Genomic DNA, 6,000 nt, shown 5'->3' with positions numbered 1-6,000 from the left:
GACCCGATCACCTACATCGGCAAGGCCGCCCAGATCGGCAAGGTCAAGATCGGCGACCTCTTCGCCAACCTGGGCAAGGTGGACGGGGCCTTCCCACACCTCGACGACGTGATCTGGAAGGACCTCCCCAAAGCCGAAACCCCCGGGGTCACCTTCCCCCACCCCGACGACACCGTCCTCCTCCCCCACACCGACGCCCTGGGCCGCCCCCAGTACTACGACAAAATCACCCACGAACTCCTCGACCACCAGGGCCTCCCGAAGCAGGACCTCACCGCCATCCCTAAGGGCCCCGACCACCCCCTGGCCGAAATCCCGGGACGCCAGCCGGCCATGGCTGGCGCCCCGGCCCACGCGGCGGCGAACACGGCGGAGGCCACGGCCCACACCACCCCCGGCAGCGCCACCGGCCACACCCCGGGCGGCGCGACGGACCATACTCCGGGAGGGGCCGCCGACCACACGCCCCAGAACAGCCACACCAACCCCGGTGACAGCAGCACCACCCCTGGACACAACAGTCACGACTCGTCCAGCGGCAGCGGCCATGGTCCGCACGACCCCGCTGACCCGGGTTCCGGTCACGGTGGCGACCCCCAAGACCCCGCCGACCCCAGCACGGCTCATCCGGCGGCGGGTTCAGGTCCGGGCCACAACGGGGACCCGACGACACCCCATCAGGATCCACCGGAAAAGGAAGAACTCCCTCCGCTGCCCAAGGGCGGCCAGATCCCGGAACACACCTTTGACCACGTCCTCAAGGGCGAGCTCAAGTATGATCGCAACGGCAACCCCAAGGTGACCGGATATCACTTCCGCCCTGGTGGCCGCGACCTCAACCCCCATATGGTGAGGGTTACCAGGATCTTCGAGATCGACCACAGGACGGGCCTGACCAGGGGCAATGTGTGGATGCGCAACCCTCGCACCGGGTCGATGGTCATGAAACGGGCCAAGACGACGTTCTTCCCTGCCCATTGGACGGAGAAGCAGGTCAGGCGCGCCATGGAAAAGGCCTTCGAGAACGGCCGCATAGTCGACGCCGACTCCTACATGTGGCAGGGGGAATGGAAGGGCATCAAGTTTGAAGGGTATTTCGACCCGATCACGGGTGACGCGAAGACCATTTACCCGCTCATGCCGTAGCGGCCGATAAGGAGAACAGCGCAGTGATCCGCACTCAGTACTACGTCGAGAACCAGTTCGGGGTGCCCTTCTTCTCCGGGCCCGCGGAACTGAAGTTCTTGGGGCAATGGGTGACGGCGGACATCCAGCTCTCCCCGCTGGAGATCCTGGAGGCGATCGACCTGGTGGCCCAGGCCAAGGCCGACCCGGACTTCGCGCCCGAGGACCTGGACGGGAACGCTCACACCGCCACCATCAGCCCGCAGGGCGTCAGTGTGGAGAACCACTTCGTCGATCACGTCCAGGGTGACTACACCCTCGATGACGCCTTCCGCCTGCTGGTCGACTTCTGGGACTACTGCTGCCAGGCACATCCGGACAAGGTCGACGCCCGCCGCCGCGAGTACGCCGAGGAACACGGCCGCGACCCCCTCACCGGAATCCGCGACCACCTCGGGACCTGAGCCCCCCTACCCCCCTACCCCCCGACCCCCAGCCGCGCCGCGTACGCCTGCGCGCCCTCGGCCGTGTGGCCCGCCCAGGCCACGTAGCCGTCCGGGCGGACGAGGAACACGCCCTGCCCGTATGCGCCGTGCGGCGGGATGCGGACCGACCTGGTGCCCGGCAGGGGCGGGGTGGGGGTCGGGCCGACGGTCAGCAGGGTCCAGTGCGGGCCCCGGAAGGCGTCGAAGAGGCGTGCGCCCTCCCGTGCGCCCTCCCCTGCGCCCTCCCCTCCGCCCTCCCACGGCCCGTCCGGGGCCCGGTCGCCGGCACGCAGGGCGCCGGCGGGGAGGTCCGTGCGGGTCTCCACCGACAGGGACGAGCCCCGGTAGCCCAGGCCCAGCTGCCGCGTCTCCGCGCCGCGGCGGGCCTCGCCGCGGTGGATCCGCGTCGAGAGGCCGAGCACCTCCGCGGCCACCGGCAGCCGCTCCTCCTCGTACGTGCCGAGCAACGGCTCCCCCGCGGCCCCGCCGAGCACCGCCGCCAGCTTCCAGCCCAGGTTGTAGGCGTCCTGCACACCGGTGTTCAGCCCCTGCCCGCCCGCCGGCGAGTGCACGTGCGCGGCGTCGCCGGCCAGGAAGACCCGCCCCTCCCGGAACCGGTCGGCCATCGCCGCCCGGGGCCGGAAGTCCGAGGCCCAGCGCACCTCCGTCACATCGGACGGGGCCAGGTGCGAGCGGGCGGCGACGACCGCGCGCACCCCCTCCAGGGAGAGGTCGACGGCCGGGCCACCCTCCGTCAGCCGCGCGGCGACCTGGAAGTCCTCGGTCCCGGCGAGCGGGCAGACGGCGAGGAAGCCCCGGCCCGGCGCGGGCGGGAAGATGTGCCAGTGGTCGCGGTCGAGGCCGGTGATGCGCACGTCGGCCACCAGGACCGGGTCCGGGTCGACCGTCTCCCCCGTCATCCCGATCCCGAGCAGGCGCCGCACCGTGGACCGCCCGCCGTCGGCGGCGACCGCGTACCGGGCCCGTACGGGGGGCCCGGCGGCGAACTCGGCCGTCACCCCGTCCTCGTCCTGGGTGATCCCGACCAGCTCGCGGCCGAAGGCGACCGTGCCGCCCAGTCCGGTGAGGCGGGCGAAGAGGATCTGCTGGGTGCGCCACTGCGGCAGCATCCAGGGCTCGCGGAACGGCGAGCCCTCCTCCGCGTCCGCCTCCTCCCACATCCGGTGCTCGCCGAGCCGGCTCCCGTCCTGCCAGAGCATCCCCGGCGGGTACGGACCGCCCGCCGCCAGGACCTCGTCGAGCACCCCCAGGTCGTCGAAGACCTCCAGCGTCCTCGGCTGGATCCCCTTGCCCCGCGACCCGGGGAACAGCCCCTCGGCCCGCTCCACGACGAGGGCGCGTACGCCCCGCCGGGCGAGGTCGACCCCGAGCGCCAGCCCGGCGGCCCCGGCCCCGACGACCAGCACGTCCACGTCCACGTCCAGCGCGTCCACCACATCCACAACGTCCACGACGTCCACCGCCACACTCCTTAACAGCGTTAAGTTCCCGGTCCTCGAACCATGCACTTAACGCTGTTAAGCTGTCAAGCGTGGCTACCCGCAGATCCCCCAAGCTCGACAAGAGGCAGGCCGTCGACACCTCGCTCCGCCTCCTCAACGAGGTCGGCCTCGACGGCCTCAGCCTCCGCGCGATCGCCAAGGAGCTGGACGTCCAGGCACCCGCCCTCTACTGGCACTTCAAGAACAAGCAGGAGCTCCTGGACGAGATGGCCACGGAGATGTACCGCCGCATGACGGCGGACTCCCCCCTCGCCCCCGGCCTCTCCTGGCAGGACCGCCTCCTCACCGCCAACCGCGGCCTGCGCACGGCCCTGCTGCGCTACCGCGACGGCGCGAAGGTCTTCAGCGGCTCCCGCTTCACCGGCACCGAGCACGCCGTCGGGATGGAGGCCGAGCTCCGCGCCCTCACCGGGGCCGGCTTCACCCTCCACCAGGCCGTGCGCGCCACCACCACGGCGTACCTCTTCACCCTCGGCTTCGTCACCGAGGAGCAGGGCGTCGAGCCCCTCCCCGGCGAGCGCCGCGAGGGCTTCGACGTGGCCGAACGCGCCGAACGCCTCGCCGGCCACCCCCTGGCCGCCGCGGCCGGCGCGGACCTCTTCCAGGACTACGACCGGGGCTTCGAGGAAGGACTCGCCCTGCTCGTCGACGGCATCGCCGCCCGGTACGGGATCGCGTGACGACGGGCCGCGCCTACGGGTTCCTGACCACCGCCCGCCCGGAGCCGGCGGCCCTCGCCCGCGCCCTCGACGCGGTGTTCGCGCTCGGCGAGGGGGCCGTCGAGGTCGGCCCCGAGGGGGAGCCGGACGGCTGGCGGTGGGACACGCCCGTCCAGTGCGGTTACGAGTGGTTCGGCCCGGGGGACGTCGCCTGCGCCCTCCACCTCTACGCCGGCCCCGCCGCGGCGGATCCGCCGTCCGAGGAGACCGTCGCCCGGGCGCTGGCCCGGGAGCTGGGCACGGCGGTGCTGACGAGCACGGGCACCCTCCCGTGGATCATGCGGGTGTTCACCCCGGCGGGCGGATCGACGTACGCGCGGACCGAGGACCTGAACGGGCCGGACCGCCCCGCACTGCGGATCACGGCCCTACAGGCAGGCGTCCGGGACCTCCCCCACGTCCCGGTGCGGGGCCTGCCGGAGGTGGTCCGCGACCACCCCCTCGCGCCCCGGGACACCGGCCCGAGGCTGTGGCCGTGGGCCGATCTGGTCTGCCGGATGGAGGCGGGGTGGCCGCCCCTGCGCTGGTACGGGGCCGAGATGTACCGCGAGGACCTCCGGGCCCGGGACGCCCTGCGCGACCTGGAGGGCGACCCCCGGCTGGAGGCCCTCGACGCCCGCTTCCGCGCCGTCACCGTCGACGACGGCGGCCTGGAACTCGGCGCCGACCCGGCGGCCACCCCCTGGTACCGCCGCCGGCGACCGGCCGTCCTGCCCTGGCGGGTGCTCCCGCCCGCCGACCCGGAGGCGGCCCGCTGGCTGTGGAAGTGGGTGGAGGACGGGGCCGAGGGCCTGCCCGGCGGCGTCGACCTCTCCCACCTCGACCTGAGCGGCGCCGACCTGAGCGGGGCGGACTTCTCCTCGTCCCTCTTCTGCGGGACCGGCCTGGCCGGCACCCGCCTCACCGGCACCGGGTTCCACCGCTCCCACCTCCAGGGCGCCGACCTCACGGACGCCGACGCCACCGGCGCCTGCTTCGTACGGGCCGACCTCGACGGGGCCGTCCTGCGCGGCACGGTCCTGGACGGCGCCGACCTCACCCGCGCCGACCTGCACGGCGCCGACGCCCGCGGCGCGAGCCTGCGCGGCGCCCGCCTCCTGGGCGCGACCCTCCTGGACACCGACCTGCGCGGCGCGGACCTCACGGGCGCGGAACTGGGCGAGAGCACCTTCGGGATGACCCTGGACGACACCACCGCGCTCACCGGCCTCAAGGGCACCCTCATCGCCCCCGCGGGCCCCGCCCTGGGCACCGCCCTGACCGGCCCCGCCCTGGAATCCTGGTTCCGCTCCCGCGGCGCCGAGGTCCGCGTCGTCCCCCCGCGGCGACCGGGCCCCGAACCCTCCTGACGGCGGGCCCTCCTGACGGCGGGCCCTCCTGACGGCGAACGCCCGTCGGCGGGCCGACCTGCGGGTGGCGGCGTGCGTTCGTGCGCACCCCGAGCGCGGCACGGCAGCCGCCACCCCACGACCCGCACTCGTCAAGGCTCAGGACCCTTGGCGTCCCCTCGCGACGAATCGCTCACCACCAGGGTGATCAACAGGTGACGAACCGTCAACACCTCGTTAGAGGTACACGCGCGGTTCCCGTTTCAGCACGACTTTTTTCGGCGGTACCGAGGGGCCCGACGGGGCCTGTGCCACCGCCCGGTCGATCTCGCACCAGATCCGCTTGCCCGCGCCCTCGCGCTGCCAGCCCCACCGGTCCGCGAGCCCGTCCACCAGCTCCAGTCCGCGCCCGCCCGTGTCGTCACCGGCGGCCCGCCGCCGGGCCGGGGCGCGGTCGCTCGTGTCGGCGACCTCCACCCGGACGCCCGGGCCCCCGAGGAGCATCCGCAGCACGGCCGGACAGCCCGTGTGCACGACCGCGTTCGTGACCAGCTCGGAGATGAGCAGGATCAGCGTCTCCGCGAGCGGTTCGTCGTCGCCCAGGCCCGACCCCGCCAGCCGGGAGCGCGCCCAGCGCCGTGCCCGGCCGACCTCGGCGGGGTCCGGTCCTACCTCCAGCTGTACCTGAAGCACCTGCACCGCTCACACCATCCGAACCGGCGGACACTTCGCCTCGCGACAGGGCGGGATCACCGACTGTGATCCCCTTGCCGAGCAGCATGGTTGACATACAGTCACCACAACAAGCGCTTCGGGCATA

At 73.2% G+C, this 6,000-nt stretch carries 6 protein-coding genes; 4 read left to right on the top strand and 2 right to left on the bottom strand.

Annotated elements, in window-relative coordinates; all coding sequences use genetic code 11:
- Together AB0O29_RS17020 and AB0O29_RS17015 are read left to right on the top strand one after the other, a co-directional pair.
- Positions 1 to 1,146: EndoU domain-containing protein (locus AB0O29_RS17020; protein WP_365152353.1), on the top strand; the 1,146-nt coding region annotated here is incomplete at its 5' end.
- A 23-nt stretch (positions 1,147 to 1,169) separates the two neighbouring features.
- A complete protein-coding gene (locus AB0O29_RS17015) occupies positions 1,170 to 1,589 on the top strand; it encodes a hypothetical protein (RefSeq protein WP_365152351.1) in 420 nt (139 codons plus the stop codon).
- 14 nt (positions 1,590 to 1,603) lie between these two features.
- On the opposite strand, the gene AB0O29_RS17010 is transcribed toward AB0O29_RS17015, so the two are convergent.
- Positions 1,604 to 3,091 (bottom strand): FAD-dependent monooxygenase, encoded by a 1,488-nt coding sequence (locus tag AB0O29_RS17010; protein ID WP_365152349.1) that lies wholly within the window; start codon positions 3,089 to 3,091, stop codon positions 1,604 to 1,606.
- Positions 3,092 to 3,162: 71 nt separating this feature from the next.
- Between AB0O29_RS17010 and AB0O29_RS17005 the strand changes: the two genes are divergently transcribed.
- Together AB0O29_RS17005 and AB0O29_RS17000 are read left to right on the top strand one after the other, a co-directional pair.
- Entirely contained in the window at positions 3,163 to 3,813 is a 651-nt protein-coding gene (locus AB0O29_RS17005; protein WP_365152347.1) for a TetR/AcrR family transcriptional regulator C-terminal domain-containing protein, read from the top strand.
- Positions 3,810 to 5,201: a pentapeptide repeat-containing protein gene (locus AB0O29_RS17000; RefSeq protein ID WP_365152345.1), complete on the top strand. Its 1,392-nt coding sequence runs from the start codon at positions 3,810 to 3,812 to the stop codon at positions 5,199 to 5,201. Before AB0O29_RS17005 ends, AB0O29_RS17000 begins: the two co-directional genes overlap by 4 nt.
- Before the next feature lie 216 nt (positions 5,202 to 5,417).
- Here the strand turns inward: AB0O29_RS17000 and AB0O29_RS16995 are convergent, their stop codons facing one another.
- The gene (locus AB0O29_RS16995; protein ID WP_365152343.1) at positions 5,418 to 5,879 is read right to left on the bottom strand and encodes an ATP-binding protein; all 462 of its coding nucleotides are present in this window, start codon (positions 5,877 to 5,879) and stop codon (positions 5,418 to 5,420) included.
- Between the last annotated feature and the right edge of the window lie 121 nt (positions 5,880 to 6,000).

The organism is Streptomyces sp. NPDC089915 (assembly GCF_040684675.1).
Taxonomy (GTDB): domain Bacteria; phylum Actinomycetota; class Actinomycetes; order Streptomycetales; family Streptomycetaceae; genus Streptomyces.
This window is presented reverse-complemented; position numbering and strand designations above follow the sequence as displayed.